General features: G+C 60.5%; 23 protein-coding genes. 18 read left to right on the plus strand and 5 right to left on the minus strand.

All coding sequences use genetic code 11. From position 1 onward, the window contains the following. Positions 1-68: 68 nt before the first annotated feature. The 4 genes from purH (at position 69) to CD175_RS29945 (ending at position 6,667) form a co-directional block, all read left to right on the plus strand. The gene (gene purH / locus CD175_RS29930) at positions 69-1,676 is read left to right on the plus strand and encodes a bifunctional phosphoribosylaminoimidazolecarboxamide formyltransferase/IMP cyclohydrolase (RefSeq protein WP_104451499.1); all 1,608 of its coding nucleotides are present in this window, start codon (positions 69-71) and stop codon (positions 1,674-1,676) included. 155 nt (positions 1,677-1,831) lie between these two features. Next, the gene (purD, locus tag CD175_RS29935) at positions 1,832-3,127 is read left to right on the plus strand and encodes a phosphoribosylamine--glycine ligase (RefSeq protein WP_104451500.1); all 1,296 of its coding nucleotides are present in this window, start codon (positions 1,832-1,834) and stop codon (positions 3,125-3,127) included. Positions 3,128-3,227: 100 nt separating this feature from the next. Further along, a complete protein-coding gene (locus tag CD175_RS29940) occupies positions 3,228-6,005 on the plus strand; it encodes a hybrid sensor histidine kinase/response regulator (protein WP_104451501.1) in 2,778 nt (925 codons plus the stop codon). Positions 6,006-6,070: 65 nt separating this feature from the next. Continuing rightward, positions 6,071-6,667 carry a MarC family protein gene (locus CD175_RS29945; RefSeq protein WP_007971378.1) on the plus strand — a complete coding sequence of 199 codons (597 nt, stop codon included), beginning with the start codon at positions 6,071-6,073 and terminating at the stop codon, positions 6,665-6,667. 94 nt (positions 6,668-6,761) lie between these two features. Here the strand turns inward: CD175_RS29945 and CD175_RS29950 are convergent, their stop codons facing one another. The 5 genes from CD175_RS29950 to cobG all read right to left on the minus strand — a co-directional run bounded on the left by CD175_RS29950 (position 6,762) and on the right by cobG (position 12,134). Further along, a complete protein-coding gene (locus CD175_RS29950; protein WP_240629037.1) occupies positions 6,762-7,577 on the minus strand; it encodes a hypothetical protein in 816 nt (271 codons plus the stop codon). A gap of 175 nt (positions 7,578-7,752) precedes the next feature. Continuing rightward, positions 7,753-9,462, minus strand: coding sequence for a precorrin-3B C(17)-methyltransferase (cobJ, locus tag CD175_RS29955; RefSeq protein ID WP_104451502.1), 1,710 nt, complete (start codon positions 9,460-9,462; stop codon positions 7,753-7,755). Further along, positions 9,462-10,193, minus strand: coding sequence for a precorrin-2 C(20)-methyltransferase (locus CD175_RS29960; RefSeq protein WP_095964814.1), 732 nt, complete (start codon positions 10,191-10,193; stop codon positions 9,462-9,464). Before CD175_RS29960 ends, cobJ begins: the two co-directional genes overlap by 1 nt. Further along, positions 10,193-10,819, minus strand: a complete 627-nt coding sequence (locus CD175_RS29965) for a precorrin-8X methylmutase (protein ID WP_007979603.1) — start codon at positions 10,817-10,819, stop codon at positions 10,193-10,195. Before CD175_RS29965 ends, CD175_RS29960 begins: the two co-directional genes overlap by 1 nt. Then, positions 10,812-12,134: a precorrin-3B synthase gene (cobG, locus tag CD175_RS29970; protein ID WP_104451503.1), complete on the minus strand. Its 1,323-nt coding sequence runs from the start codon at positions 12,132-12,134 to the stop codon at positions 10,812-10,814. The genes CD175_RS29965 and cobG overlap by 8 nt, the downstream gene beginning before the upstream one ends. 287 nt (positions 12,135-12,421) lie before the next feature. Here cobG and CD175_RS29975 point away from each other — a divergent pair, with 287 nt between their 5' ends. The 14 genes from CD175_RS29975 to CD175_RS30040 all read left to right on the plus strand — a co-directional run bounded on the left by CD175_RS29975 (position 12,422) and on the right by CD175_RS30040 (position 26,449). Further along, a complete protein-coding gene (locus CD175_RS29975; RefSeq protein ID WP_104451504.1) occupies positions 12,422-13,069 on the plus strand; it encodes a hypothetical protein in 648 nt (215 codons plus the stop codon). 158 nt (positions 13,070-13,227) lie between these two features. Beyond that, a complete protein-coding gene (gene cbiE, locus CD175_RS29980) occupies positions 13,228-14,439 on the plus strand; it encodes a precorrin-6y C5,15-methyltransferase (decarboxylating) subunit CbiE (RefSeq protein ID WP_104451505.1) in 1,212 nt (403 codons plus the stop codon). Then, entirely contained in the window at positions 14,432-15,529 is a 1,098-nt protein-coding gene (locus CD175_RS29985; protein WP_104451506.1) for a cobalt-precorrin-5B (C(1))-methyltransferase, read from the plus strand. The genes cbiE and CD175_RS29985 overlap by 8 nt, the downstream gene beginning before the upstream one ends. Then, complete coding sequence (locus CD175_RS29990) at positions 15,526-16,254, plus strand: cobalt-precorrin-6A reductase (protein WP_104451507.1); 729 nt, start codon at positions 15,526-15,528, stop codon at positions 16,252-16,254. The genes CD175_RS29985 and CD175_RS29990 overlap by 4 nt, the downstream gene beginning before the upstream one ends. Positions 16,255-16,626: 372 nt before the next feature. Beyond that, positions 16,627-17,025, plus strand: coding sequence for a DUF2946 domain-containing protein (locus CD175_RS29995; protein WP_104451508.1), 399 nt, complete (start codon positions 16,627-16,629; stop codon positions 17,023-17,025). 47 nt (positions 17,026-17,072) lie between these two features. Continuing rightward, positions 17,073-17,552 (plus strand): copper chaperone PCu(A)C, encoded by a 480-nt coding sequence (locus CD175_RS30000; RefSeq protein WP_102700452.1) that lies wholly within the window; start codon positions 17,073-17,075, stop codon positions 17,550-17,552. A 21-nt stretch (positions 17,553-17,573) separates the two neighbouring features. Continuing rightward, positions 17,574-18,020 (plus strand): DUF2946 domain-containing protein, encoded by a 447-nt coding sequence (locus tag CD175_RS30005; RefSeq protein ID WP_015093284.1) that lies wholly within the window; start codon positions 17,574-17,576, stop codon positions 18,018-18,020. A gap of 156 nt (positions 18,021-18,176) precedes the next feature. Next, complete coding sequence (locus CD175_RS30010) at positions 18,177-20,246, plus strand: TonB-dependent copper receptor (protein WP_420849159.1); 2,070 nt, start codon at positions 18,177-18,179, stop codon at positions 20,244-20,246. Between the two features lie 230 nt (positions 20,247-20,476). After that, positions 20,477-21,394: an IS110 family transposase gene (locus CD175_RS30015; protein WP_104447890.1), complete on the plus strand. Its 918-nt coding sequence runs from the start codon at positions 20,477-20,479 to the stop codon at positions 21,392-21,394. A gap of 135 nt (positions 21,395-21,529) precedes the next feature. Further along, entirely contained in the window at positions 21,530-22,909 is a 1,380-nt protein-coding gene (locus CD175_RS30020) for a PepSY-associated TM helix domain-containing protein (RefSeq protein WP_104451510.1), read from the plus strand. A 164-nt stretch (positions 22,910-23,073) separates the two neighbouring features. Beyond that, positions 23,074-23,862, plus strand: coding sequence for an ABC transporter ATP-binding protein (locus CD175_RS30025; RefSeq protein ID WP_104451511.1), 789 nt, complete (start codon positions 23,074-23,076; stop codon positions 23,860-23,862). Next, positions 23,859-24,818, plus strand: a complete 960-nt coding sequence (locus CD175_RS30030) for an ABC transporter substrate-binding protein (RefSeq protein WP_104451512.1) — start codon at positions 23,859-23,861, stop codon at positions 24,816-24,818. Before CD175_RS30025 ends, CD175_RS30030 begins: the two co-directional genes overlap by 4 nt. Then, positions 24,815-25,825 (plus strand): FecCD family ABC transporter permease, encoded by a 1,011-nt coding sequence (locus CD175_RS30035; protein WP_104451513.1) that lies wholly within the window; start codon positions 24,815-24,817, stop codon positions 25,823-25,825. The genes CD175_RS30030 and CD175_RS30035 overlap by 4 nt, the downstream gene beginning before the upstream one ends. Positions 25,826-26,026: 201 nt before the next feature. Then, on the plus strand, positions 26,027-26,449 hold the full coding sequence (locus tag CD175_RS30040; protein ID WP_104451514.1) for a hypothetical protein: 423 nt from the start codon (positions 26,027-26,029) through the stop codon (positions 26,447-26,449). Positions 26,450-26,753 lie beyond the last annotated feature (304 nt).

Below are 26,753 nucleotides of genomic sequence, written 5' to 3' on the forward strand. Positions count from 1 at the left end.
CAGAAAGGCGCCCGCGTAAAACCGGTCGCCTTTTTTGCTGACTTCCTTTGCTTTTGATGGAAATTGAGATGACCGACCAGACTACCCGCCTGCCGATCCGCCGCGCCTTGATCAGCGTTTCCGACAAGACCGGGATCCTCGAATTCGCCAAGGAGCTTGAAGCCCTAGGCGTCGAGATCCTCTCCACCGGCGGGACGTTCAAGCTGCTGCAGGACAACGGCGTTGCCGCAGTGGAAGTCGCGGATTACACCGGTTTCGCCGAAATGATGGACGGCCGGGTGAAAACCCTGCACCCGAAAATCCACGGCGGGATCCTCGGTCGTCGCGGTATCGACGACGCGATCATGAACGAACACGGCATCAAGCCGATCGACCTGGTCGCGGTCAACCTGTACCCGTTCGAAGCCACCATCAACAAGCCGGGCTGCGACCTGCCGACCGCCATCGAGAACATCGACATCGGCGGCCCGACCATGGTTCGTTCGGCCGCGAAAAACCATAAAGACGTAGCGATCGTGGTGAATGCCAGCGATTACGCCAGCGTCCTGGAAAACCTCAAGGCCGGCGGCCTGACCTACGCTCAGCGCTTCGACCTGATGCTCAAGGCGTTCGAACACACCGCCGCCTACGACGGCATGATCGCCAACTACATGGGCACCGTGAACCAGGCGGCCGACACCCTGAGCACAGAAGGCCGCAGCGAATTCCCGCGCACCTTCAACAGCCAGTTCATCAAGGCCCAGGAAATGCGCTACGGCGAGAACCCGCACCAGAGCGCGGCGTTCTACGTGGAAGCCAAGCCTGCCGAAGTCGGCATCGCCACCGCAACCCAGCTGCAAGGCAAGGAACTGTCGTACAACAACGTGGCCGACACCGACGCCGCGCTGGAATGCGTGAAGAGCTTCGTCAAGCCGGCTTGCGTGATCGTCAAGCACGCCAACCCGTGCGGCGTGGCTGTCAGCCCTGACGCCGAAGGCGGCATCCGCAAGGCCTACGACCTGGCCTACGCCACCGACACCGAATCCGCCTTCGGCGGCATCATCGCCTTCAACCGCGAACTGGACGCCGAGACCGCCAAGGCCATCGTCGAGCGCCAATTCGTCGAAGTGATCATTGCCCCGAGCGTCAGCGAAGAAGCCCGCGCCATTGTTGCCGCCAAAGCCAACGTACGCCTACTGGCCTGCGGCGAGTGGTCGGCTGACCGTGCAGCTGCCTGGGACTACAAACGCGTCAACGGTGGCCTGCTGGTGCAGAGCCGCGACATCGGCATGATCGGCGCCGACGACCTGAAAGTGGTGACCAAGCGCGCACCGACCGAACAGGAAATCAACGACCTGATCTTCGCCTGGAAAGTCGCCAAGTACGTGAAATCAAACGCCATCGTCTACGCCAAGAATCGCCAGACCATCGGTGTCGGCGCCGGCCAGATGAGCCGCGTGAACTCCGCGCGCATTGCTGCCATCAAGGCTGAACATGCCGGCTTGCAGGTGCAGGGTGCGGTCATGGCCTCGGACGCGTTCTTCCCGTTCCGCGACGGCATCGACAACGCAGCCAAGGTCGGCATCACTGCGGTGATCCAGCCTGGCGGCTCGATGCGTGACAACGAAGTGATTGCAGCCGCTGACGAAGCCGGCATCGCCATGGTCTTCACCGGCATGCGCCACTTCCGTCACTAAGTACACGATCAACTGTGGGAGCGAGCCTGCTCGCGAAGACGGCGGCACATTTAATAGTGATGTGACTGAGACACCGCTTTCGCGAGCAGGCTCGCTCCCACAGAAAAGCAGCTTCAGCGCTGCCCACAGAATTTGCGTCATCCGAGGTTTTTGAAATGAATGTTTTGATCATTGGCAGCGGTGGCCGTGAACACGCCCTGGCCTGGAAAGTGGCTCAGGATCCGCGCGTGCAGAAAGTGTTCGTGGCACCGGGCAACGCCGGTACCGCCATCGAAGCCAAGTGCGAGAACGTCGCCATCGACGTACTGGCGCTTGAGCAACTGGCAGACTTTGCCGAGAAAAACGTTTCCCTGACCATCGTCGGCCCTGAAGTGCCACTGGTAGCCGGTGTTGTGGACCTGTTCCGCAGCCGCGGCCTCGATTGCTTCGGCCCGACCGCTGGCGCTGCGCAGCTGGAAGGTTCGAAAGCCTTCACCAAGGACTTCCTGGCTCGCCACAAGATCCCGACTGCCGACTACCAGAACTTCACCGAAATCGAGCCGGCCCTCGCCTACCTGCGTGAAAAAGGCGCTCCGATCGTGATCAAGGCCGACGGCCTGGCCGCCGGTAAAGGCGTGATCGTCGCCATGACCCTGACCGAAGCCGAAGACGCCGTGCGCGACATGCTGGCGGGCAATGCCTTTGGCGATGCGGGTTCGCGCGTGGTCATCGAAGAGTTCCTGGACGGCGAAGAAGCCAGTTTCATCGTCATGGTCGACGGCAAGAACGTGCTGCCAATGGCCACCAGCCAGGACCACAAACGCGTCGGCGACGGCGACACCGGTCCGAACACCGGCGGCATGGGAGCTTACTCCCCGGCGCCAGTGGTCACCGCCGACGTGCACAAGCGCGTCATGGACCTGGTGATCTGGCCGACCGTGCGCGGCATGGCCGAAGAAGGCAACATCTACACTGGTTTCCTGTACGCCGGCCTGATGATCGACAAGGCTGGTAACCCAAAAGTCATCGAATTCAACTGCCGTTTCGGCGACCCTGAAACCCAACCGGTGATGCTGCGCCTGCAGTCGAGCCTGGTGTTGCTGGTCGAAGCCGCCCTGGCCCAGGCGCTGGACAAAGTTGAAGCGCAATGGGATCCACGTCCGAGCGTCGGCATCGTTCTGGCCGCTGGCGGCTATCCTGGTGATTACGCCAAGGGCACAGCCATCAAGGGGCTGGATGCAGCCGCTGCACTGGAAGGCAAGGTTTTCCACGCCGGCACGGCGCTCAAGGACGGTCAGGTAGTGACCGCCGGTGGTCGTGTGTTGTGCGCCACAGCCATGGGTGCCAGCGTCGACGCCGCACAGCAGCAGGCCTACAAGCTGGCGGCAACGATTGACTGGGAAGGCTGTTTCTATCGCAAGGACATTGGCTACCGCGCCATTGCCCGCGAGCGTGGCGAAAGCCAGGAATAAGGTAGACACCGCGCCAGGCAATGAACAGGGTTCATTGCCTGGCTATTCCGGCGCCGCGCATCGTTATATTCTGGCATCAACCTAACGAAGGGATTTCGCCGTGCGCTGGCTCAGGATTGCCATAAGCTTAACCGTCACATTGCTGACCCTGCTCTGCATGCTACCGGCCCAGGCCGCACAAGGCAGTGGCTGGGCGGTATTGCTCGACGAACAGGGCGACCTGCAACTGAGCGACATCCGTTCCGCACGCTACACCAATCAATTCAGCCCCATCGAACTCGACCGCATTACCGCGGCTGAACCCGATGGAGCGCTATGGTTGCGATTCAAGCTTGCACCGGGCAAGCACGAACAGGTGCTGCGGTTGTTCGCGCCTGACCTGCGCCAGTTCAACATGTACGTACTGGACGGCGACAAGCTGATCGATCAATCCAGCACGGGCAACGAACAGCCCCAATCCGAGCGTCCATTGCCCAGCAGCGACTTCATGCTGCCCCTGCCGCAAAGCGACAGCCCCCTGGACGTCTACCTGCGACTGGCCTCCGACCACCAGTTACGACCCTACATCACCCTGCAATCGGCGGTCATCGCGGCAGCCAACCAGAACCAGACGCTGATCTATGGCCTGCTGTTCGGCTGCATCGCCATGCTGATCCTGCACAACCTCATCCGCTACGCCTACACCCGCTCGCACAGCGCCCTCTGGCTGGCAGCGTGCGAAGGGCTGTTGATGCTCAGCCTGCTGCTGTTGCTGAACCTCGCCGGCCCTTGGCTACCGGACTGGCACGCATTGCAAACGCCGGGGGCGTACCTGGCATTGCTGCTGACAGCGCCCTGCGGCCTGATGCTTGCCTATCGCTTCTTCTCTCCGCTCGGGCCGCACCCGCTGAACCGGTTGCTGCTCGGCGAGGTCCTGCTGATCACCGCCTGCGGCCTGATGCTGCTGTTCGTCAATACCTTGCCGCTGAACTTCATTACCTACGGCCTGGTAGCCCTGGCTGGCCTGACCATGCTGTTCATCAGCGCCTACCACTGGCAAAAAGGCTATCGCCCGGCCCGTCTCTTCGTGGCGGCCATGGTGGTGTTCAACCTCGGGTCCCTGGTCATCCTGCCTGCGCTGTTGGGGCTGACCCTGGTCGAACCCCATGGCCTGATCACCACCTTGCTGGTGTTCATCTGCATCAGCGGCCTGCTGATGAGCATCGCGTTGAGCGAGCGCCAGCGCCGCATCACCGAAGACCGCTTCAGCATCAGCCGCGACCTGGCGGCCAGCAATGCCGAGGTCAACGCCAAGGCCGAGTTCCTGGCGAAGATCAGCCATGAAATCCGCACCCCGATGAACGGTGTTCTCGGCATGACCGAGCTGCTGTTGGGCACACCGCTGTCGGTCAAGCAACGCGACTATGTGCAGACGATCCACAGCGCCGGCAACGAGCTGCTGACACTGATCAACGAAATTCTCGACATTTCCAAACTCGAGTCCGGGCAGATCGAGCTGGACGATGTCCAGTTCGACCTCAACGCGCTGATCGAAGACTGCCTGAGCATCTTCCGCGCCAAGGCCGAGCAGCAAAACGTCGAGTTGATCAGCTTCATCCAGCCGCAAGTGCCTCGAGTGATCAGCGGTGACCCGACACGCCTGCGCCAGACCCTGTTGAGCCTGCTCGAAAACGCCCTGAAAAAAACCGATGAAGGCGAAATCCTGATCGTCGTGGCGCTAGACGAGCGCAACACCAAACCGCGCCTGCGTATCGCCGTGCAGGACAGCGGCGAGCCGATGGACGCCGAAGAACGCGACGCCCTGATGCACGCCGAACTGCACAGCCGGCATTTTCTGTCGGCCACCCACCTGGGCGGCAACCTGGGCCTGGTGATTGCCCGGCAACTGATACGCTTGATGCAAGGGGAATTCGGCATCAAGAGTGGCAGCAACCAGGGCAGCACCCTGTGGCTGACCCTGCCGCTGGATCCGGATCGCCTCGAACACCCGACCTCCGACCTCGACGGCCCGCTGCAAGGTGCACGGGTATTGGTGGTGGACGACAACGACACCTGTCGCAAGGTGCTGGTGCAGCAATGCAGCGCCTGGGGACTGAACGTCAGCGCCGCGCCTTCCGGCAAGGAAGCGCTGGCACTGCTGCGCACCAAGGCGCATTTGCGCGATTACTTCGATGTGGTCCTGCTGGACCAGAACATGCCCGGAATGACCGGCATGCAACTGGCGGCCAAGATCAAGGAAGACCCGAGCCTGAACCATGACATCCTGCTGATCATGCTCACCGGCATCAGCAACGCGCCGAGCAAGATCATTGCGCGCAACTCCGGGATCAAGCGCATCCTCGCCAAACCGGTGGCCGGCTACACCCTCAAGACCACCCTGGCCGACGAACTGACCCAACGCAACAAAGGCCAGGTCGTCACGCAATCGCTGCCAAGCGGCCCGCCCCCGCCGGTCAAGGTCCCCAGCGATTTCCGCATCCTGGTGGCCGAAGACAACAGCATTTCGACCAAGGTTATCCGCGGCATGCTGAGCAAGCTCAACCTGCAACCCGATACCGCCTGCAACGGCGAAGAAGCCTTGCAGGCGATGAAAGCCCAACGTTACGACCTGGTGCTGATGGACTGCGAAATGCCGATCCTCGACGGCTTCTCGGCCACCCAGCAATTGCGTGCCTGGGAAGTCGGCAACCAGCGGGTCCGCACCCCCGTGGTGGCATTGACCGCCCATATCCTGGCCGAACACAAAGAGCGTGCGCGCCAGGCCGGCATGGACGGACACATGGCCAAACCGGTCGAACTGTCACAACTACGTGAATTGATCGAACACTGGGTCGCTCAGCGTGACCAGCAGAATCGCGCAACGACCCAAACGTCCTGAGCCGACAGACTGCGCAACCCCTGATAGACTCCCCATCGACTTCCCTCGCCAGTGAGCCCGGCACCATGCTCCATGTGTTGTTCAGCGTTTACCTGAAGATGCTGGTGCTCTACAGCCCATTCTTCGTGTTGTCCTGCTTCATCAGCCTGACCCGTGGTTATTCGCGCAAGGAACAGCGTCGACTGGCCTGGAAAGTTGCAGTCGCCACACTGGTCTCCAGTGTGCTGCTGTACTTGTTCGGCCGAGTGATTTTCAGTGTTTTCGGCATTACCGTGGACGCATTCCGCATCGGCGCCGGTAGCGTCCTGTTCATCTCGGCGCTGGGGATGGCACAAGGCAAATCGGCGGTACAGACCGACAACGTGCAGCAGGATGTGACCATCGTCCCGCTGACCATTCCACTGACCGTCGGCCCCGGCACCATCGGTGCCTTGCTGGTGATGGGCGTGAGTCAGCCGCACTGGGACGACAAACTCACGGCCATTGTCGGCATTGCCATGGCCAGTTTTACCGTGGGCGTGGTGCTGTTTTTGTCCAGTCGAATCGAACGCATTCTAGGTGATCAGGGATTACAGATCGTCAGCCGTTTGATGGGGCTATTCGTATGCGCACTGGCGGCACAGATCATCTTCACCGGAGTGAGGGGGTATCTGGTTCCCTAGCTCGACATTTCTCCTGCAGGGATTTTGCTGATCGTAGAACGTCCTTACCTTGCTTCAGCAAGGTCAGAGACACAAAGCCTCTGACCTTGTTCCTTCACTTACGTCGACTGAAACGCTTGAGCAAAACGTCCTTACGGTGCATATCGAGGTACTCTTCGATTAAAGACTTGAATTCCGCATAACGGGCAGGATTGAACGTCATGAATGACTTTCCATGAAAGATCTCCAGGGAAGAAGTTTTCCAGTCGACAAACAGTACACCGCCATCCCTGCCCTTACCCTGATGATCAATCGCCACAGCCGCAACCAGGAGAATACCATTCGCCATTTGCTCGCACGGAATGGTGGTCAAGCGCACGCCTTCGGTATTCTTCGACTCAACATTCAACAAGTTGAGCGCTTCCTTCTCTTTCTTTAATGCACCCAATGTGGAGCTGGTTATCGCATTGAGCACGGAGGCGCCTGGAATTGCAGCTTTTGCGGCCTCGACGGCGGCCTGAACAATATCAACCACTATGTTATCCATGGTTACTTGCAGCGAACTGGCACTGTATTTTGAATAGCCGTTATCGGGCACGAAACACCCAAGCTCATGCATACAGTTGATAAAAGCGTGGTACCAGGCCTTGGGATCTTTATTACCCGGCACCTCGTAATTTGCCTCCATCTTCGACATGGCGATCAGATTTTCCATGACCGCCATATTTTCGAGGGTAATCTTGTCGCCGAAAGCAATGAGACTATTACCCAGGACCAGCGCGTCGAGCTCCTTGGTAGGACTCGAAACAACCGTTGATGCCAATGAACTTGTGCGCAGCATTTCGGCCGTGACACGTTTACGCTTGTTTATGCAGGACCTTACAAAATCAGAACTTTTCGAAACATCTACCGAACCGTCAAAAATATCCACAAATAACACTCCTTTTATTTATAACAAGCGTTCCATCCAGGAACACCTCTAAACTAACGCGAAGCAACCCAACCATCAAACATAACAAAATACAACATATGTATTTGCACGCCACCGCCCATAAAAAAACCGGATCATTATCAATCAATAACGACCCGGCTTTTAGAAACAGCAACTATTGGATGGGCGTAAGCTTGTCGCCATAGCTACGCGGTGTATACACCCAAAGCTGCCCGTCCGGGCGAGGGAATACACGTGTTGTCGAAGACCCGATAAGCACCATCGTGCGCATATCCACTTGATCGACACTCAGTTGACCCAGTGTTGTAACCCGCAAGGTCTGACCCGGGCGGCCAATATCGCGCCCCAGCACGACCGGAGTCGCCGGCTCACGGTGCTGGCCGACAATCTCCAGCGCCCGGCCCAATTGCCACGGCCGCGAACGCGAAATCGGATTGTAGAAAGCCAGTGCCAGGTCGGCCTGAGCGGCCAGATCCAGGCGCTTCTCGATGATCTCCCACGGTTTGAGGTTGTCGGACAGTGACAACACACAGAAGTCATGACCCAAAGGCGCACCGGCCTGGGCAGCCGTTGCCAACGAAGCAGAGACACCCGGCAAGATCTCGAGATCGACGCCGTGCCATGCGCCATCGCTGGACTCGTGAAGCGCCTCCAGCACAGCGGCTGCCATGGCGAAAACACCTGGGTCGCCGGACGAAACCACCACCACCGACCGCCCTTGAGCCGCCAGTTCGAAGGCGTGTCGGGCACGCTGCATTTCTTCACGGTTATCGGTGCAGTGCAGGACCTGGTCTGCCCGGAACGGGCCGGCCATGCGCACGTAGGTTTCGTAGCCGAGCACATCGTTGGCGCGAGCCAGTTCCGCTTTCACCGCCGGCACCATCAACTCCGCAGCTCCCGGCCCAAGACCGATCACCGCCAGGCGTCCGCGAGGGCGGCCTATCTGCATGGGGTCCAGCGGCTGTTCGGCGACAGCAATGGCAATAGCGTCATCACCGACAATGGAGACAGCTTGCCCGATGGCCTGCCGCACCAGTTCGCTGCCCACACCGGCGGCACTGACAAAACGCAACGGCACACCCAATTCAAGCGCCACTTCACGCAAGGAGGAGCTGCTCATTTCGGTGTCGGCGGCCAACAGGCAAGCCACCGATTGCACGGCGATTCCCGCCTGATGCAATGCCTCGTGAAGGGCCCCTGACACAGGCGTCGATTCGCCTGCCACGGCAACCAGCACGTTGCGCGGATAGATCAGCAATTCGTTGGCGGCCGGCTCGCGCCGGGCATGACCGACGTGAACGGTCAGCCGCGCCTGTTCATTCTCGGGCAGTTGCGCGTCTGCCAACCAAGGCGCCGAACCTTCGATGCGCACCGTTTCCCCGGCCAGCAAATCGGAAACGAAGCGCTTGCCCAACGTTAGGTCGCCCAAGGCATACCCTTGGGGAGGATTCAGCAGGCAGGTACCGAAACGCAGTTCACCACTGGTGGTGATGGCCGGCGCCACATCCAGGTGCGCCGCCACTTCGCGGGCGATGACGTTGACCCCACCCAGACCGCCGAGCAGCGGCACCACGGCACTGCCATCTTCGGCAACGGCCAGCACTGGCGGCTCTGCACCTTTCTCCAGCAACAACGGCGCCAGCGTGCGGATCACGATCCCGGCGGCGCACAGGGCAATCACCGGTGTGCCCTGTTGATAGAGCTCGCGCAGAGTCGCACCGAATTCGTGATAGACCCGATCCGCGCCTTCAACCCGTTCAGCCAGGCCGTGAATCAGCGCATCGGGATAAAGTTGTTGAATCCTGCGCGCGGTCGCGAGGCTGCCATTGCCGAGAATGACAATCGCCGGAACTGGACGGGTCATCAGCCTTGCCACCTTTCACCGGGAACAATGATCAACGAGAAGTACGGCGAAGACATCGGCTCGACCTGATCCAGCGGCACGATCTTCTGATTGGCCATGGTTGCGCGTTCGACGTACAGCGCACGCTCAGCCAGGCCGAGTTCTTCCAGCACCTGGCGAACCTTGGGAAAGTTGCGTCCCAGTTTCATGATCACCGCCGCATCGGCATCGGCCAGGCGACGCTTGAGTTCGTCGTGCGGCAGCACACCGGACAACACCGACAGACTCTGATTGCGATACACCAGTGGCGCACCGAGCACCGAGGCTCCGCCGAGCATCGAGCACACGCCAGGCACGACTTCAGCCTGATAACGCTGGGCGAGCCGGTCGTGCAGGTACATGTAGGAGCCATAGAAGAACGGGTCGCCCTCGCAGATCACCGCTACGTCGCGGCCTGCGTCGAGATGCGCGGCCAGTTCTGCGGCAGCGTCATCGTAGAAGTCGCTGATCACTTGCTCGTAGGACAACGGCGCCGGCAAGGCTTCGGTGGTCACCGGGTACACCAGTGGCAACAAATTCTGTGCGTCTTGCAGGTGTGCTTCGATGATACCGAAGGCGTTGCCCTTCTTGCCCTTGGCGACGAAGTACGCCACTACAGGCGACTCGCGCAGCAACCGCAGCGCCTTGACGGTAATCAGTTCCGGATCACCGGGACCGACACCGAGGCCGATCAAACGTCCAGGTTGCTGCATCATTCGATCTCCGTGGCGAGGGCATTGACGGCGGCGGCAGCCATGGCGCTACCGCCCAGGCGACCTTGCATGATGACAAACGGCACGCCACGGCTGTCAGCCGCCAGCGCTGCCTTGGATTCGGCGGCGCCGACGAAACCCACAGGGAAGCCGAGGATCAGCGCCGGTTTCGGCGCACCGGCGTCGAGCATTTCCAGCAAATAGAACAGCGCCGTCGGGGCATTGCCGATGACCACCACGCTACCTTCCAGATGGGGACGCCACAGCTCCAGCGCAGCGGCTGAGCGGGTGTTGCCCAACTCACGGGCCAGTTCCGGAACGCTTTCGTCGCGCAAGGTGCAGATCACCGGATTGTTCGCCGGCAACCGCGCGCGGGTCACGCCTTCGGAGACCATTCGCGCATCGCACAAAATCGGCGCGCCGGCCGCCAGCGCATCACGCCCGGCCTTGCCCGCTCCTTCGGAAAACTGCAAACCGTCGATAGCCTCGACCATGCCGCAGGCGTGAATCACACGGACTGCGAGTTTCTCCAGATCGGCCGGAATTCGGTCGAGGTTGGCCTCGGCGCGAATGATCGCGAAGGAGTTGCGATAGATCTCCTGACCGTCGCGGATGTAATCAAGCATCAAGGGGGCTCCGTGAGCGGGCGTCGAGCAAGGCCGCGACCGCTTCAATAGTAAGGTTGCGTGCGTGCAGAGCGCCGAAACCCGGCTGCGCTGCATCGCGAAAATATAGATCGTAGTGACCGGGGGCGACGGCCAGCAATGTGACGGGCGCGATATGCGCGGCGGCGCAGGAACGTGGGCAGCCGCTCAGGTGTATGTTCAGCGCCGGTCCGTGGCGGCGCAGCAGCGCGGCCAATTGCAGGGCATCGCCCTTGGTCTCGGCCAGGCCTTTGGCGCAACCGATTGAGCCGGTGCAGGCGATCAGCCGGGACATTGGCTGATCGGCTTCGCACTGCAGACCCAGACACTGCAGTCGCCGAATGACCTCAGCGGCATTTTCCGCGCGGACATTGGGCACCAGCAGACTTTGCCAGGGTGTGAAACGCAGACTCGAATCACCGAGCTCGCAGGCCACTTGCGCCACGCCCCGCAGCATCGTCGGATCGAGCCGTCCCAGTGGCGGGACAGCCCCCACATAGACAACGCCGGAGTCGGCCTGGGGATGGGCGCCGATGTGCAAATCGCTGCCAGCCGAAACCCGCTGCCAATCGACAACCGCTTGCATCGACACACGCTCAGCCAGCCGAAGCAGGACGTGTTCGATCGAGTACTCGGCCAGCAAATGACGCATCCGCGTCTGCTCGGCGCGCGCCCATTCAAGGAACAACTCAAGCACCGCGACCGCCAGGGCATGGCCATCGTCGAGCGCGACCGAACCCGCCGGTGTGTCCGTCGGGCATCCGGCCAACCCAAACGCCAGCCGTCGCTCACCGTTTCGCTCGAAAGCGGCGAGCCACAGGTCGTGGGGATGCTCAAGCATCGCCAGAGCCTCACCGCCATCGAGTTGCACGGCGAACTTGGCGCTGAGATCGTGAAAGCGTTCGTGCTGTTGCACCGTGGCCAAAATCCGTTCGGCCAGCGCACGGGTATCGAACAGCATCTGCCGATCGAACCCGGCGGCGGGGCTGAGCATCAGATTGCGAACATCGTCACCCGCCGCATGGCTCGGGCCCAATCCTGCGGCAAGCAGGCAGTCGATCAAGGCGGCCTGTTCGTTGCCGATGCCACGAATCTGCAAGTTGCCGCGGTTGGTCGCCTCGATCACGCCACCGGCATATCGCTCGGCTGCATCGGCCACCGCGAAGGCCTGCTGTGCGCGGATGGAACCACTGCTGAGTTTGATTCGGCAAATGCCGCCGTCCAACGCCTGGACGATACGCAGCAATCCGGGACAGGCCGAAGGGCGTAAAGGGTTGGATTTCTGACGAGAATTCACTGGATGACCGGTACGAGGCGAAGGGCAGCATTATGCCTGCTTTGTCAGGCGGGATGAAAAGTCCAGGCAGATGGACGACGAAAAGCGCCCGGCTCCGGCGTCAGAATATTTATTCTGGCGCACGAGTCGTACTGGCTCATGTCAGGCATAAACGCCGCAAAAAATACTGACAACAAAAATCAACTTCACAACCCGCTCTTATTTCAACCCTATATCGACTCCTGTACTTTTAATTCGCAAACAAAAATAGCAAAACATATCAAACAGCTAACTATCAGGAGCAACCAATGAGCAAAAATAGCCTGTCTGGAGCATTGACCGGACACAGCCTTACTTCATGCATAGACGAACTTTCACTGCAAGATCACAAAGACCTTACCGATTGCACGCAAATAGCCACAAAATCCGCTGACATGCTTTGTAGTCGCTTCACTGATTCGTCAAAGTGGCTGCATGAATATGTAAATACGCTGGATTTCCTGGGTTGGTCTGTCTTTGAAAACGCGATTTTCACCCGCACCCGTAGTGTCATTTCACAAAGCGTTGCGCACTTTCTGGTGCAAAGCGCTGAAGGCATGCGGGACTCCCGACAAGGCAATGCCATGATAGACACGCTCGACGCGCTGAAGCCCGACAAATCGGCGCTGTTTTCACTGGATAAAGAGAGTCTTATGGGAGAAGGTTTTCAGGTAATACCTGCACGCTACGATTCAAAGGGTTTCCTTGAAATAGCCGTCTTTAATCTTGAATTGGAAGTCACTACAAGAAAAAATGGTTTTTTGTTCTGGAACTGGGAAGATCAGGATGCACAAATCACCCAGCGTCGGGCCAGTCTTAAACTGGACAGATACAAACTCGAAAGTATAAAACCGCTGATTGAAAAAAAGCTTCGCGAGATCACCATGAAGAGATTCGAACTGCGCAAACCATCATAGGATTGAATATCCTGACACTTGAACGGTGTCATCACGGTCAAAAGCACGCCTTCACCCGATGACAACAGGCGAATGCCGCGCCGCGGTATGATGCGCAACCGCCAGCCCGGCACGGACCGGCTCCGTGATTTGGCTTCGATTGATAGATGAGGAACAGCATGACCCCCTGGCTGACAGTAGTAGGCATCGGAGAGGAAGGCTTCAAGGGGCTTGGAAAAAATGCCCGACATGCTCTGCTGAAGGCTTCGCGGATCATTGGCGGTCAACGACAACTGGATCTGCTGCCAGCCTGCATCCGTGGCGAACGGCAATTGTGGCCAAGCCCCTTTTCCCTTGATCCGCTCCTGGCCAGACGTGGCGAGCCCGTCTGCGTCCTGGCCAGCGGCGATCCAATGTTCTATGGCGTCGGCGCCAGCCTTGCCCGACAACTCCCTGCCAGCGACATGCTGACGCTTCCCGCGCCCTCCTCCTGCTCACTGGCCGCTGCGCGAATGGGTTGGCCCTTGCAGGACGTGGTCACCCTTTCGGTGGTGGCCCGGCCGGTCGCCGCACTCAACGCCCAGCTGTCCAGCGGCATGCGCTTGCTGGTATTGAGCAACGACGGCCGCAGCCCCGCTGCCATCGCTGCACTGTTACGCGAACGAGGCTTCGGTCCCAGTCGTCTCACCGTGCTGGAACACCTGGGCGGCGAAGCCGAGCGGCGTATCGACGGTGTCGCCAGCGACTGGAACGATTCGCCGATCGCCGACCTGAACCTGGTCGCCATCGAATGTATCGCTGAACCGAATACACCTCGCCTGTCTCGACTGGCCGGACTGCCGGACTCCGCCTTCAAGCACGACGGCCAATTGACCAAACGCGATGTGCGCGCCATCACCCTCGCGCGTCTGGCCCCGATCCCCGGCGAACTGTTGTGGGATGTCGGTGCTGGCAGTGGTTCGATCGGCATCGAATGGATGCGCACCCACCCCGGCTGCCGCGCACTGGCCATCGAGGCGGATGACGGCCGCCAGGCGTTGATCGAACACAACCGCGATGTCCTTGGCGTTCCCGGCCTGCAGCTGGTTCGCGGCAGTGCTCCACAGGCCTTGGCCGGCCTGGAGCGACCGGACGCGATTTTCATCGGCGGCGGTGTCACCCGTGAAGGCGTGCTGGATACGTGCTGGGCCGAACTCAAGCCCGGTGGCCGGCTGATTGCCAATGCGGTCACCCTGCAAAGTGAAATGACCCTGATGGCCTGGCGCGAGCAACACGGCGGAGAGCTGACGCGGATTCATATCGCGCAGGCTCAACCGCTGGGCGACTTCGACACCTGGCGCCAGGCCCTGCCGATTACCTTGCTGGACGTGACGAAGCCTTTCGATGCGTGACGAAACCGCCGAACAACCCGCCCCGCTGCGCAGTGGCCTGACCACCGGCAGTTGCGCCACCGCTACCAGCCTCGCTGCCGCACGCTTGCTGTTGGCAGGTGTAACGGCCGATGCGGTGGACATCGTGCTGCCCAAAGGCAAGCACGTGCAGATGCGCCTGGAGTTCTGCCGCCTCACCGGGGGCGGTGCCGAAGCGGGAACCCTCAAGGACGCCGGCGATGATCCCGACGTGACCCATGGTGCCCTGCTCTACTCGCAGGTGCGCCTGAGCGCCGAACCGGGGATTCGCTTCCATGCCGGCCGCGGCGTCGGCACCGTGACCCGGCCCGGGCTGGTGCTGGGTGTCGGCGAACCGGCTATCAATCCGGTGCCACGTAAAATGATCGGCGATCACCTGGCCCGGCTGGCCGACGAGCTCGGTTATGCCGGTGGATTCGACGTGACGGTCAATGTCGAGAATGGCGAGGCACTGGCACTGAAAACCATGAACCCGCGCCTGGGCATTCTTGGCGGACTGTCGATCCTCGGCACCAGCGGCATCGTCCGGCCATTTTCATGCGCGGCCTACATCGCCTCGATCCACCAGGGCATCGACGTGGCGAAAACCAACGGTTACCTGCACATCGCGGCCTGTACCGGCAACGCCAGCGAAGACACCATGCGCCAGGTCTACAACTTGCCGGAAATTGCTCTGATCGAAATGGGCGACTTCGTCGGTGCCGTACTCAAGCACCTGCGCAAGGTGCCCGTGGACAAGCTCAGCCTGTGCGGTGGTTTCGGCAAGATCAGCAAACTGGCGGCCGGGCATATGGATTTGCACAGTCGTCATTCGAGCATCGACCTGCCGCAACTGGCGCAATGGGCCGCACAGGTCGGCGCCGATACGGCATTGCAGCAAAGCATCCGCGAGGCCAACACCAGCCAGCAGGCACTGGCCATGGCCGCCGCAGCCGGGGTCGCCCTGGGCGATGCAGTCTGCCAGCACGCCCTGGACTTTGCCCGCAGCGTGGTGCCGGCGCAGGTTCAGGTGGAAGTCTTTGCCATCGATCGCCAGGGCGGGATTGTCGGCCATGCAGGCGCTTTTCAATGAAACGCATCCTATTGCTCGGCGGTGTGACCGAAGCCCTGGCCATTGCCCGCACGCTGGGGCCGCAGCACATCTATAGCCTGGCCGGTATCGGTCGGGTGCCGACGGACCTGCAATGTCAGATCCGCGTCGGCGGTTACGGCGGTGCCGAGGGTCTGGCGCAATTCATTCGCGATGAAGGTATCGAACTGCTGGTCGACGCCACTCACCCCTACGCCGCCCAAATCAGCCAGAACGCGGCGACCGCCGCGCACTTGAGCGGTATTCCCTGCTGGGCGCTACGGCGTCCGGCCTGGCAAGCCCGGGCAGGAGACGATTGGCGGGAAGTTGCCGATTGGGCCGAACTGATCGAAGCCCTGAAACCCTTCCGCCGACCGCTGTTCACCCTCGGTCGCGAGCCCCTGCAACACCTGGGTGAAATTCCTGCGGAGCAATTCTGGACCCTGCGCGCGCTGGACGTCTATCCGGGCAACGAGCGCTGCGAAGTGATCGGCGCACGTGGGCCATTCCTGATCGACGATGAACGCGCGTTGTTCGAACGTCGACAGATCGACGTATTGATCAGCAAGAACAGCGGCAGCACGGCGACCGAGCCGAAGCTGGAAGTGGCGCGTGAGCGTGGGGTGCCGGTGATTGTTTTGAAGCGGCCGGAGTTGCCGGAGGTTGATCGGGAGTTTGCGGCGGTGGCCGAGATACTGCAGGTAATGGCAGAGCAGCAATTGATCTGATTTTTGCGAACACGTCAGGACGCCATCGCGGGCAAGCCCGCTCCCACAGTGGACCTCACTATGCACAAATCCAGGGCTAGACAAAGAAACCTGTGGGAGCGGGCTTGCCCGCGAAAGCGTCATCAGTGGTAACGCAAAGACTGGAACCTGCCAGTCACTCAGACTTTACGTACAAATCTTTAAGGAACGACTGACTATCTTGAGATTCTGAACAATGTTTAAGCGGTGCTGGCATTCTGAAATTCGCAGCTATGATGAAATCAATGAACGCAACGCGCTGCGACACCAAACCGCACGCCGCGTTTTTACTTATCGGCCCTGATCAGGCTAAATAGCCCGCGCCTGATCGCCCACCCAAACGGATTTTGTCCCATGTCCCGACAACGGCTCGCAATTGCCTGGATAGCCTGCTTCGCAGTGCTGTTCAACCTGCTCGCCATGCCGATGTCCGGAGCGATGGCGCAAACATCGAAGTCACCTGCCGAACAGTTGTTGTGGGGCAGCTTCTGCAGTTCCAGCGGCACCAGGATGGTGGCGACGTCCATCGGCGACCTTGAACAGAAAGCCCCGCAAAACGACGATCATTCCAATATGCAGCATTGCTGGTGCTGCTCGGGTTCTGCGCCATTGGTGGCGTTGCCGGGGCATTCGCCACAGTTGTATTTCGCGCACTTCGAATCCAACCGAAGCCTGCCTGCCTCCTCGCTCACCAGTCCGTCACCGCGCCAGCAATGGCCGAGTCTCAACCCCCGCGCGTCCCCTCTGGTGTGATTTTTTCTCGCAATTGACTGCGTTTTAAATCGTTCCGGAGAACTGCCATGTTGAACAAACTCATCGTTCTGGCTGCGTTGCTGCTGCCTGCCTGCTTTGCCAATGCCCACGAATACAAGGTCGGCACACTGGAAATCGCTCATCCGTGGTCCCAGGAGTTGCCGCCCAATGCGCCCACCGTTGCGGCGTATTTCGTGATCGACAATGAAGGCAAGACCGCCGACCGCCTGCTCAGCGTCGACACCCCCATTGCCGGCGAAGCGCAATTGCATGAGCACGTGATGCAAGGCGACATGATGAAAATGCAGCACGTACCGAGCGTGGAAGTGCCCGCCGGTGGCGAGGTCACTTTCGCACCGATGGCCTATCACGTGATGTTGCTGGGCCTCAAGGACCGCAGCCTGCTGGTTGACGGCAAGCGCTTCCCCATGACGCTGCACTTCGAGAAGGCCGGTGACGTGACGGTCGAAGTCGCGGTGCAGAAGCAGGCGCCGGACGGCATGCAAGCGCACGTGCACAATCCGTAATCGCCTGAGCTGAAAACGCCCATGCGCCCGCTTAGCGCCAGGTCATCCAGGCCACGCAGTCAGGCATTGAGCCTGACACGCGGCAGCTGGATCAGCCTGTTCGCCATGCTGATGATCTTTATCGGTCCGCTGATTTCCCAGTCGATGCCGATGGATTCGCGCGCCATGTCGATGAGCATGCCTGCGGGTATGAGCATGGACATGTCGGCAATGGAGCATGCCGACCACGGCAAGCAAACCTCCGCCGAGCATTGCCCGCCTGCCCCGGGGCACCATGTGCTATGGGAAAAGTGCGGCTATTGCAGCCTGCTGTTCAATTGCCCGGCGCTGACCGGTGGCGTGTCCTTCGCCAACTTCGTCATTCCACCCGTCAACACCTTCACCACGCCCTCTCCGCGCCTGGGCCATGCCCGGCAAACCTTCTTCCCCGGCGCCCGCACCCGCGCACCGCCGTTCATCGTCGCGTAAACACTCACTGCTGATTTCGCACGGTCCGCAAGACAGCCAAAGCCCGCTAACACAGGGAAAGCTTCAGGCTGCCGGCCGTGTCGTTTACGACTGTTCGATGGAAATTTCATGTCCAGGTTTTCTGCTGACACACGCTTGAGCCCAGCTCAAGTCTCCATGGCCCAAAACGAATCCGGCATTCGTTTCAGGCACGCCACTGCGATTTTGTGCAGTGCATTGCTGGCGCCTTCCGCGCTGGCCGATGAACACGCCGGTCACACTGAAGAACTGAGCCCGACGGTGATTACCGCCGTTGCCCCCAGCTCGCCATTGACCATCGTCACCAACCCCAAGGACCCGCGCCAACCGGTGCCGGCCAGCGACGGCTCGGATTATCTGAAAACCATTCCGGGTTTCGCCCAAGTGCGCAACGGCGGCACCAACGGCGACCCGGTGCTGCGCGGCATGTTCGGCTCGCGGCTGAACATCCTCACCAACGGCGGCATGATGCTCGGCGCCTGCCCGGGCCGGATGGACGCCCCGACCTCCTACATTTCGCCGGAAACCTACGACAAGCTTACCGTGATCAAAGGCCCGCAAACCGTGCTCTGGGGACCGGGCGCTTCGGCCGGCACCATCCTGTTCGACCGCGAGCCGGAACACTTCGGCGAGCTCGGCACACGGGTCAACGCCAGTGTGCTGGCCGGCTCCAACGGGCGTTTCGACAAACTGGTGGACACCGCTGCCGGCGGGCCACTGGGCTACGTGCGGGTGATCGGCAACACCGCACATGCAGACGACTACCAGGATGGCAACAACGACACCGTCCCATCGCGCTACGACAAATGGAACGGCGACGTCGCACTCGGCTGGACCCCGGATGCCGATACCCTGCTGGAGCTGACCGCCGGCAAGGGTGACGGTGAAGCGCGCTACGCCGGGCGCAGTATGGACGGTTCGCAGTTCCTGCGCGAAAGCCTCGGCCTGCGCTTCGAGAAATCCAACATCGGCGATGTGCTGGACACGGTCGAGGCGCAGGTCTACTACAACTACGCCGACCACGTGATGGACAACTACACCCTGCGCACGCCGTCCGGTACCGGCATGATGGCCGGCCCCATGGCCTCCAACGTCGACCGACGCACCCTCGGCGCGCGGATCAAGGCCACCTGGCGCTGGGCTGATGTGCAACTGATCAGCGGCATCGACGCACAGACCAACGAACATCGCCAGCGCAGCGCCATGGGCATCGACGCCTACAAGGACCTGCCCTACACCAAGGATGCCGACTTCCATGACTACGGTGTGTTTGGCGAACTGACCTGGTACGCCGCGGACCGTGACCGTTTGATCAGCGGCGCACGCCTGGACCGCGCCTCGGCCAAGGACTATCGGCAGACCATCGGCTCGGGAATGATGACCCGCCCGAATCCGACCGCCGACGACACCCGCGCCGACACCCTGCCAAGCGGCTTCATCCGCTACGAGCATGACCTGGCCGACAGCCCGACCACCTTGTACGCGGGCCTCGGTCACACCCAGCGGTTTCCGGATTACTGGGAGCTGTTTTCGCCCAATTCCGGCCCCGCCGGTTCGGTGAATGCCTTCGATTCGATCAAGCCGGAAAAAACCACCCAGCTCGATTTCGGCCTGCAATACAAGACCGAAACACTCGAAGCCTGGGCCTCGGGTTATGTCGGGCAGGTGCGCGATTACATCCTGTTCAACTACACCCCGACGATGATGGGCACGACCTCGCAAGCCGAGAACATCGACGCACGAATCATGGGCGGCGAACTGGGCGCCGCGTACAGCCTCACTGAACGCTGGAAAGCCGATGCGACCCTGGCCTACGCCTGGGGCAAGAACAGCAGCGATGGCTCTGCATTGCCGCAGATGCCGCCGCTGGATGCCCGTTTCGGCCTGACCTACAGCGAAGACAACTGGAGTGCCGGCGCACTGTGGAGAGTGGTCGCCGCACAAAACCGTATCGACCAGAACAAGGGCAACGTGGTCGGCAAGGACTTCGGCAAGACGCCGGGGTTCGGCGTGTTCTCCCTCAACGGTGCCTATCGGATCAACAGCAACTGGAAGGTCAGCAGCGGCGTCGACAACCTGTTCGGCAAGGCTTACGCCGAGCACTTGAACCTGGCCGGCAACGCAGGTTTCGGCTACCCGGCCAATGACCCGCAAGCCATCAAGGAGCCGGGGCGCACGCTCTGGACCAAGGTGGATATGAGCTTTTAAGAGCATCGCGGGCAAGCCCGCTTGTGTCTAGATCTAGGGATAAACTCTGGGGTGAGAGAGGTGGATGGCAAGCTGTGAGTCCGCGGTGCTAAAAGCACGTGTGGGAGCCAAGCTGCCATCCACCTTTCCACTCTGGCCCATAAGCCCGAACAGTTGGACGAGCGCCACTCGAATCACAAGCGTGGGCAAAGCCAGAGCACTCTCACTCCTGAGTGTAAGAGGGTTTTGCCATGATTTCCTGGGTCGGCATCGATATCTCCAAATCAAACCTGGTTGTATGGGTTCAACCTCAAGGTGAAGGTTTTGACCTTCCCAATACGTCAGAAGGCTTTGTTGAGCTGATTGAGCGCCTGAGCCAGTACGAGGTTGACCGGGTTCTGCTGGAGGCCACCGGTGGGTACGAATGCAAGGTCATGGCGGCGCTGCAAGGCGCCAACTTCAAAGTGCTTAGAATCAATCCCCGCCGGGCCAGAGCCTTCGCCGTGGCCATGGGCAAGAATGCCAAGACCGACCCCATCGACGCGGCCGTGCTGGCGGACTTCGCTGAAGTGCTGCATGCATCCCGCGACAAGATCATTTCGCCGGAACGTGAAGCGCTGCGCGAGCTGATCCAGTTGCGCGAGCAGTTTGTTCAGCAACGAGACGACAACAAGCGCCGGCTTCAGCAAGTTCAACTACCCGCTGTTACCGTGGCGATCAAAGGTCTTGTTCACTACCTGCAAGTGCAGATCAAGCAGCTCGATAAAACCATCCATCAGAGCATGCATGAGCTGGATGCCGAAAAAGCCGAGCGACTCATTTCCGTTAAAGGCATCGGTACGGTGGCCACAGCCAGCTTGCTGGTTTATCTGCCCGAATTGGGAGCGCTTGATCGTCGTGAAGTGGCGGCCTTGGCGGGAATTGCGCCGTACAACGACGACAGTGGCAATCACAGCGGAAAACGTCAAATCTACGGAGGCAGAGCCCGCGTCAGACGTGCGCTTTACATGTCTTGCTGGGTCGTGATCCGTCATCAGCCAGACTTCAAGGCACGTTATGACGCTCTTCGGGAGCGAGGCAAGAGCGCGAAAGTCGCGCTCATCGCCTGCATGCGGATCCTACTGATCAGGCTGAATGCCATGTTGCGGGACGGCACCGAGTGGCGGTGACGAGTGGCTGGGGGAAGACAGTTGCTCCCACATGGACAGTGTTGAACCTGTGGGAGCGGGCTTGCCCGCGATCGGTTGCGCAGCAACCGCAAAAAACAAACAACTAAAAGATCCAGCCAATGCGGAGCACACGTGATGAAACAGCCCAAAGTGAATTTCTACAACCTGGCCTGGCGCTGGCATTTCTATGCCGGATTGTTCGTTGCGCCATTCATGGTGATGCTGGCCCTGACCGGCACCCTTTACCTGTTCAAGCCACAACTCGATTCGCTGATGTACAGCAGCCTGCTCAACGTGCCGGCCGGTCATCACACCGTACGGGCCGACGACCTGCTCAAGCGGGTGAAAGACGCGTATCCCCAGGCAACGATCAAACAGTACCTGCCACCGGTCAATGCCGAACGCAGCGCCCAGTTTGTCGTGCTCAATGACGGCAACGAGCTGAACGTTTTTGTCGATCCGTACCACGGCGACATCCTCGGAGAGCAAGATGCCAAGAAGAACCTGCAAGCCATTGCGCGCGCGATTCACGGCGAGCTGATGATCGGCACCGTCGGCGATCGGCTGATCGAACTGGCCGCCGGTTGGGGTGTGGTGCTGGTGGTTTCCGGGGTATTCCTGTGGTGGCCGCGCGGTCAGGCCGCCGGCATTCTGTGGCCACGCCTGAGCAGTCGCGGGCGGGTGCTTTGGCGTGACTTGCATGCCGTCACCGGATTCTGGGGCGCCTCCCTGCTGCTGGTGATGCTGCTCAGCGGCATGACCTGGACCGGCTTCTGGGGCCAGCAATACGCGGCCGTGTGGAACGTCTTTCCGACGGCAATGTGGGACAACGTACCGAAGTCCGACGTCGAGGCGCGCAGCCTCAACAGCGCCACCCGCCAGACCGTGCCCTGGGCCATGGAAAACACGCCGATGCCAATGTCCGGCGACCACGCCGAACACATGGCCCACGATGGCGCGCAAGCCGGCCCGGCCACACCGACCATCAGCCTGCAGGACGTGCAAAACATCGCCACCCAAAGCAAGGTCGAGCCTGGCTACAGCATCACCTTGCCAACGACCGCCACCGGTGTGTTCACTATCGCCGTGTTCGCCGATGACCCGCGCAATGACGCCACGTTGCACATCGACCAGTACACCGGCAAGGTCCTTGCCGATGTACGTTACGAGCAATATGGCGCCGTCGCCCGCGCCACGGAAATCGGCGTGATGCTGCACGAAGGCAAGATGTTCGGCACGCTCAATCAGCTCATCGTGTTGCTGATCTGCCTGATGATCCTGCTCAGCGCGGTCAGCGGCGTGGTGATCTGGTGGAAACGTCGTCCGCAAGGAAAACTCGGCGTACCACCGCTGCGCCACGACCTGCCGAAATGGAAAACCGCCATGGTGATCATGTTCGCCCTCGCGGTGGCCTTCCCGTTGGTGGGCGCTTCGCTGGTGGTGGTGTGGGTGCTGGATCGTGTGCTGCTGTCGCGTTTTACCCGGCAGACTGAGAGCGCCTCATCTTCATCATGAAACAGCTGAGATGCGCGGGGCTCAAGGGGCTGTAAACTCCCCCGCATGTCACCTCGGCTCTCTTCGCGAGCAGGCTCGCTCCCACATTTGACCGCGTTCCAATGTGGGAGCGAGCCTGCTCGCGATGGGGTCAGCCGCACCACCGATGTACCAAGAGCATTTGCATGACCTCGCTGAACCTCGCAAACATTTCCTGGGCGCCCCTGGGCCACGGCCGTTGCCACCACCAATTCCAGCTGCGCGATGCCTCCGTGCACGTTGCCGCGGGCGAGTTCGTCGGGTTGATCGGCCCCAACGGCAGTGGCAAGACCAGCCTGTTGCGTTGTGCCTGGCGCTTCAGTAAACCGGAGTACGGCGAGGTCAGGCTCGATCACCAGAATGTCTGGAAACAGTCTTCACGCTGGTGTGCGCAACGCATCGCCGTGGTCTTGCAGGAGTTTCCCGACGCCTTCGGCCTGACCGTCGAGGAAGTGGTCGCGATGGGCCGCACGCCGCACAAAGGTCTGTTCGATGGCGACACGCTCGAGGACTCGACACTCATTCATCAGGCGCTGGAGTCCGTCGGCCTCAAGGGCTTCGATGACCATGAGTTCGCCACCCTCTCAGGCGGTGAAAAACAGCGGGTAATCCTCGCCCGCGCCCTGGCCCAGCAACCGCAACTGCTGATCCTCGACGAGCCGACCAACCACCTCGACCCACGCTATCAGCTTGAGCTGTTGAAGTTGGTCAGGCGCTTGAACATCGGCACCCTGGCGAGCATCCACGACCTCAACCTCGCGGCGGCTTTCTGTGATCGGCTGTACGTGATCAACCATGGCCGCATCGTCGCCAGCGGCACGCCGCAAGAGGTGCTCACCGCCGCCCTGCTGCGCAACGTGTTTGGCGTCGAAGCGCTTATCGATGACCATCCGCTGCACGGCTACCCACGAATCACCTGGATAACCCAACCATGAATTTGCGTTCCCTGCTGCGCTCCGGCCTCTGTCTCGTGATGCTGTCGGGCTGCGGCCAAGCCTTGGCCGAAGCCACCCATTACCCGCTGACAGTCAAAAGCTGCAACCGCGAAGTGACCTTCACCAAAGCACCGCAACACGCCCTCAGCCACGACATCAACATGACCCAGATGATGCTCGCCCTCGGCCTCAAGCCGCGGATGGCCGGCTACAGCGGCGTCAGTGGCTGGAAGGCCGTGACATCCGACATGCAGTCGCTGCTCGACGGTCTGCCGGAGCTGGCGGCCAAGTACCCGTCGGTGGAAACCCTGCTCGATGCCAACGTCGATTTCCTCTTCGCCGGTTGGGACTACGGCATGCGCGTCGGCGGCGATCTCACTCCGCAGACCCTGCAGCCGCTGGGCATCAATGTGTACGAGCTGAGCGAATCCTGCGCCTTCGTGATGAAGCGCCCACCGGCCAGCCTCGAGGATACCTACAACGACCTGCGCAACCTCGGCAGGATCTTCGACGTGCAGGACCGCGCCAACGCCCTGGTCGCCCACATGCAGGCGCAAGTGGCGGACATTCGCAAAACCCTGCCCGCGCAAAGACCGCGGGTCTTCCTGTACGACAGCGGCGAAGACCGAGCCATGACCTCAGGCCGCCTGGGCATGCCACAAGCACTGATCGACGCCGCTGGCGGGCGCAACATCCTCGAGGAAGTCGACGCAAGCTGGACCCGGGTCAACTGGGAAAGCGTGGTCGAACACAACCCGCAGGTGATCGTGATCGTCGACTACAGCGAAATCACCGCCGAACAGAAGATTCAGTTCCTGCTGGCCAACAAGGCCCTGCAATCGGTGGAAGCGATCAAGCACCAGCGCTTCATCGTCATCCCGTACGTGCAGGCCACGCCGGGGATCGATAACGTGCTGGCGGTCGCCACCCTGGCCAAGGGCTTCCACAGCGAATGATCAACCGTCGCTACGCCCTGTTGCTGATCGCCCTCGGTGCCCTGTTGCTGGTGTCGTGCGTGGTGTCCCTGGGTTTCGGCCCGGCGCGGGTACCGCTGGACGTGGTGTGGCGCATCCTGTTGCACAAACTGTTCGGCTTCGGTGTGCCGCACTGGAATCCCGGGCAGGAGCATATCGTCTGGCTGATCCGCGTCCCGCGCATGCTGCTCGGCGCGTTGGTGGGCGCCGGGCTGGCTTTGATCGGCGCGGTGCTGCAAGCGGTGACGCGCAATCCGCTGGCTGACCCGCATTTACTCGGCGTCACGTCCGGCGCGACATTGGGCGCAGTGATCGTGGTGTTGCATGTCGGAGAAATCGTTGGCCTGCTGACCTTGCCGATCGCTGCCTTCATCGGTGCATTGCTGAGCATGCTGGTGGTTCTGATGATCGCCAGCCGCCACGGTCGCCTCGACAGTGACCGTCTGTTGTTGTGCGGCGTGGCGGTGTCGTTCGTGATGATGGCGATCGCCAATTTGTTGCTGTTCCTGGGCGACCATCGAGCCAGTTCGGCGGTGATGTTCTGGATGCTCGGCGGACTCGGGTTGGCGCGCTGGGAATTGCTGGCGGTACCGACAGCCAGTGTGTTGTTCGGGCTGGTGTTGCTGCTGGGCATGGCGCGACCGTTGAATGCGCTGATGGCCGGTGAGCAGACGGCCGTGACCCTGGGCCTGAATGCGCGCACCGTGCGCCTGCGGGTATTTCTGATTGCATCGCTGATGACCGGGGTGCTGGTGTCGATCAGCGGCTCGATCGGCTTTGTCGGGCTGATGGTGCCGCACATCGCGCGGCGTCTGGTCGGGGCTGAACACCGAAGAGTGTTGCCGGTGTGCGTGTTGCTCGGCAGCGTGTTTCTGGTCTGGGTCGACGTTGCTGCCCGGACGATGATTGCTCCGGAGGACTTGCCTATTGGTGTGGCCACGGCGGCGATTGGCGGGTTGTTCTTCATCGGTTTGATGCGACGTCGTTAACGCCATGTTTAATTAAAATAAACTTCAAAACTGCATGTATGCCTGGAAAAACCCCGTATTGAGTTAACGCTTAACAAATCCATTACCACGCTCATACTCCGCCCCCGCGAGTTGAATAATAAAAAACACTCGCGCACTTCAATGACGATTATTCCTACACCTTAATCGTCACAACTCTTACAAGAGCGGAAAGAGGTAACCATGTTCAAAAAACTCATCATATCCATCGCACTTGTTTCAACACCTGCATGGGCAGCCAAGCCACCCTTTACTGGCGTTGACCACAGCGGCCGATATCAATGCACCGGAATGGACAGCCATATCGGTGCGTTTGAAGGTGTGGTCGACATGAAACTCAATGCCGAACAAAGTACCGGCGAACATGGCGCCTACGGTTTTACCCTGACGTTGCTCGACAACTCCCGGTATGACGGCTTTGCCGCTGCCAACTCGAGTTCCCTGGCGATTTACTTTGCCCATACGGATCCGTCGCTCAAGGATTACGGTGTCGGAATTGCGAACTTCGCTTCCACGCCCGACGGGAAAACTTCATTCACCAAGTACTACTACGGCCCGGAGTACGAAGGTGGCGGGCATGGTTTTGAAACCTGCATCAAAAGCTGAACCGATGCGCCGCTGACCCTGTGGGAGCGAGCCTGCTCGCGATGGCGGTCTTTCTGTCGGTGCAGATGTTGTCTGACCCAGCGCTTTCGCGAGCAGGCTCGCTCCCACAATTGAGCGATGCTGCCCGCCCCAATCTGGCGCAACGCTTCGCACCAACACGCCTGCCGCGATCCTTCATGGTGCGCCACCAATCCGCACAACCGCTCTAAAACGCCATTCCCGTACCTTTCCCCGACCGGGCACAGCCCTTGCTAAAGACCCTTCAGTAGTCCGCATCTGCCAACCAAGAAAACTCATAAGTTCA

The sequence above is a fragment of the Pseudomonas laurylsulfatiphila genome, assembly GCF_002934665.1.
GTDB classification, from domain to species: domain Bacteria; phylum Pseudomonadota; class Gammaproteobacteria; order Pseudomonadales; family Pseudomonadaceae; genus Aquipseudomonas; species Aquipseudomonas laurylsulfatiphila.

Coding starts and splice junctions, on each gene's coding strand:
- purH (WP_104451499.1), top strand. CDS start 69: ATGACCGACCAGACTACCCGCCTGCCGATCCGCCGCGCCTTGATCAGC.
- CD175_RS30010 (WP_420849159.1), top strand. CDS start 18,177: ATGGCCCAAAACGAATCCGGCATTCGTTTCAGGCACGCCACTGCGATT.
- CD175_RS29960 (WP_095964814.1), bottom strand. CDS start 10,193: ATGCAGCAACCTGGACGTTTGATCGGCCTCGGTGTCGGTCCCGGTGAT.
- purD (WP_104451500.1), top strand. CDS start 1,832: ATGAATGTTTTGATCATTGGCAGCGGTGGCCGTGAACACGCCCTGGCC.
- CD175_RS30000 (WP_102700452.1), top strand. CDS start 17,073: ATGTTGAACAAACTCATCGTTCTGGCTGCGTTGCTGCTGCCTGCCTGC.
- cobJ (WP_104451502.1), bottom strand. CDS start 9,462: ATGACCCGTCCAGTTCCGGCGATTGTCATTCTCGGCAATGGCAGCCTC.
- CD175_RS30040 (WP_104451514.1), top strand. CDS start 26,027: ATGTTCAAAAAACTCATCATATCCATCGCACTTGTTTCAACACCTGCA.
- CD175_RS29990 (WP_104451507.1), top strand. CDS start 15,526: ATGAAACGCATCCTATTGCTCGGCGGTGTGACCGAAGCCCTGGCCATT.
- CD175_RS29975 (WP_104451504.1), top strand. CDS start 12,422: ATGAGCAAAAATAGCCTGTCTGGAGCATTGACCGGACACAGCCTTACT.
- CD175_RS29945 (WP_007971378.1), top strand. CDS start 6,071: ATGCTCCATGTGTTGTTCAGCGTTTACCTGAAGATGCTGGTGCTCTAC.
- CD175_RS29985 (WP_104451506.1), top strand. CDS start 14,432: ATGCGTGACGAAACCGCCGAACAACCCGCCCCGCTGCGCAGTGGCCTG.
- CD175_RS30015 (WP_104447890.1), top strand. CDS start 20,477: ATGATTTCCTGGGTCGGCATCGATATCTCCAAATCAAACCTGGTTGTA.
- CD175_RS30035 (WP_104451513.1), top strand. CDS start 24,815: ATGATCAACCGTCGCTACGCCCTGTTGCTGATCGCCCTCGGTGCCCTG.
- CD175_RS30020 (WP_104451510.1), top strand. CDS start 21,530: ATGAAACAGCCCAAAGTGAATTTCTACAACCTGGCCTGGCGCTGGCAT.
- CD175_RS30025 (WP_104451511.1), top strand. CDS start 23,074: ATGACCTCGCTGAACCTCGCAAACATTTCCTGGGCGCCCCTGGGCCAC.
- CD175_RS29965 (WP_007979603.1), bottom strand. CDS start 10,819: ATGCTTGATTACATCCGCGACGGTCAGGAGATCTATCGCAACTCCTTC.
- CD175_RS30005 (WP_015093284.1), top strand. CDS start 17,574: ATGCGCCCGCTTAGCGCCAGGTCATCCAGGCCACGCAGTCAGGCATTG.
- CD175_RS30030 (WP_104451512.1), top strand. CDS start 23,859: ATGAATTTGCGTTCCCTGCTGCGCTCCGGCCTCTGTCTCGTGATGCTG.
- cbiE (WP_104451505.1), top strand. CDS start 13,228: ATGACCCCCTGGCTGACAGTAGTAGGCATCGGAGAGGAAGGCTTCAAG.
- CD175_RS29995 (WP_104451508.1), top strand. CDS start 16,627: ATGTCCCGACAACGGCTCGCAATTGCCTGGATAGCCTGCTTCGCAGTG.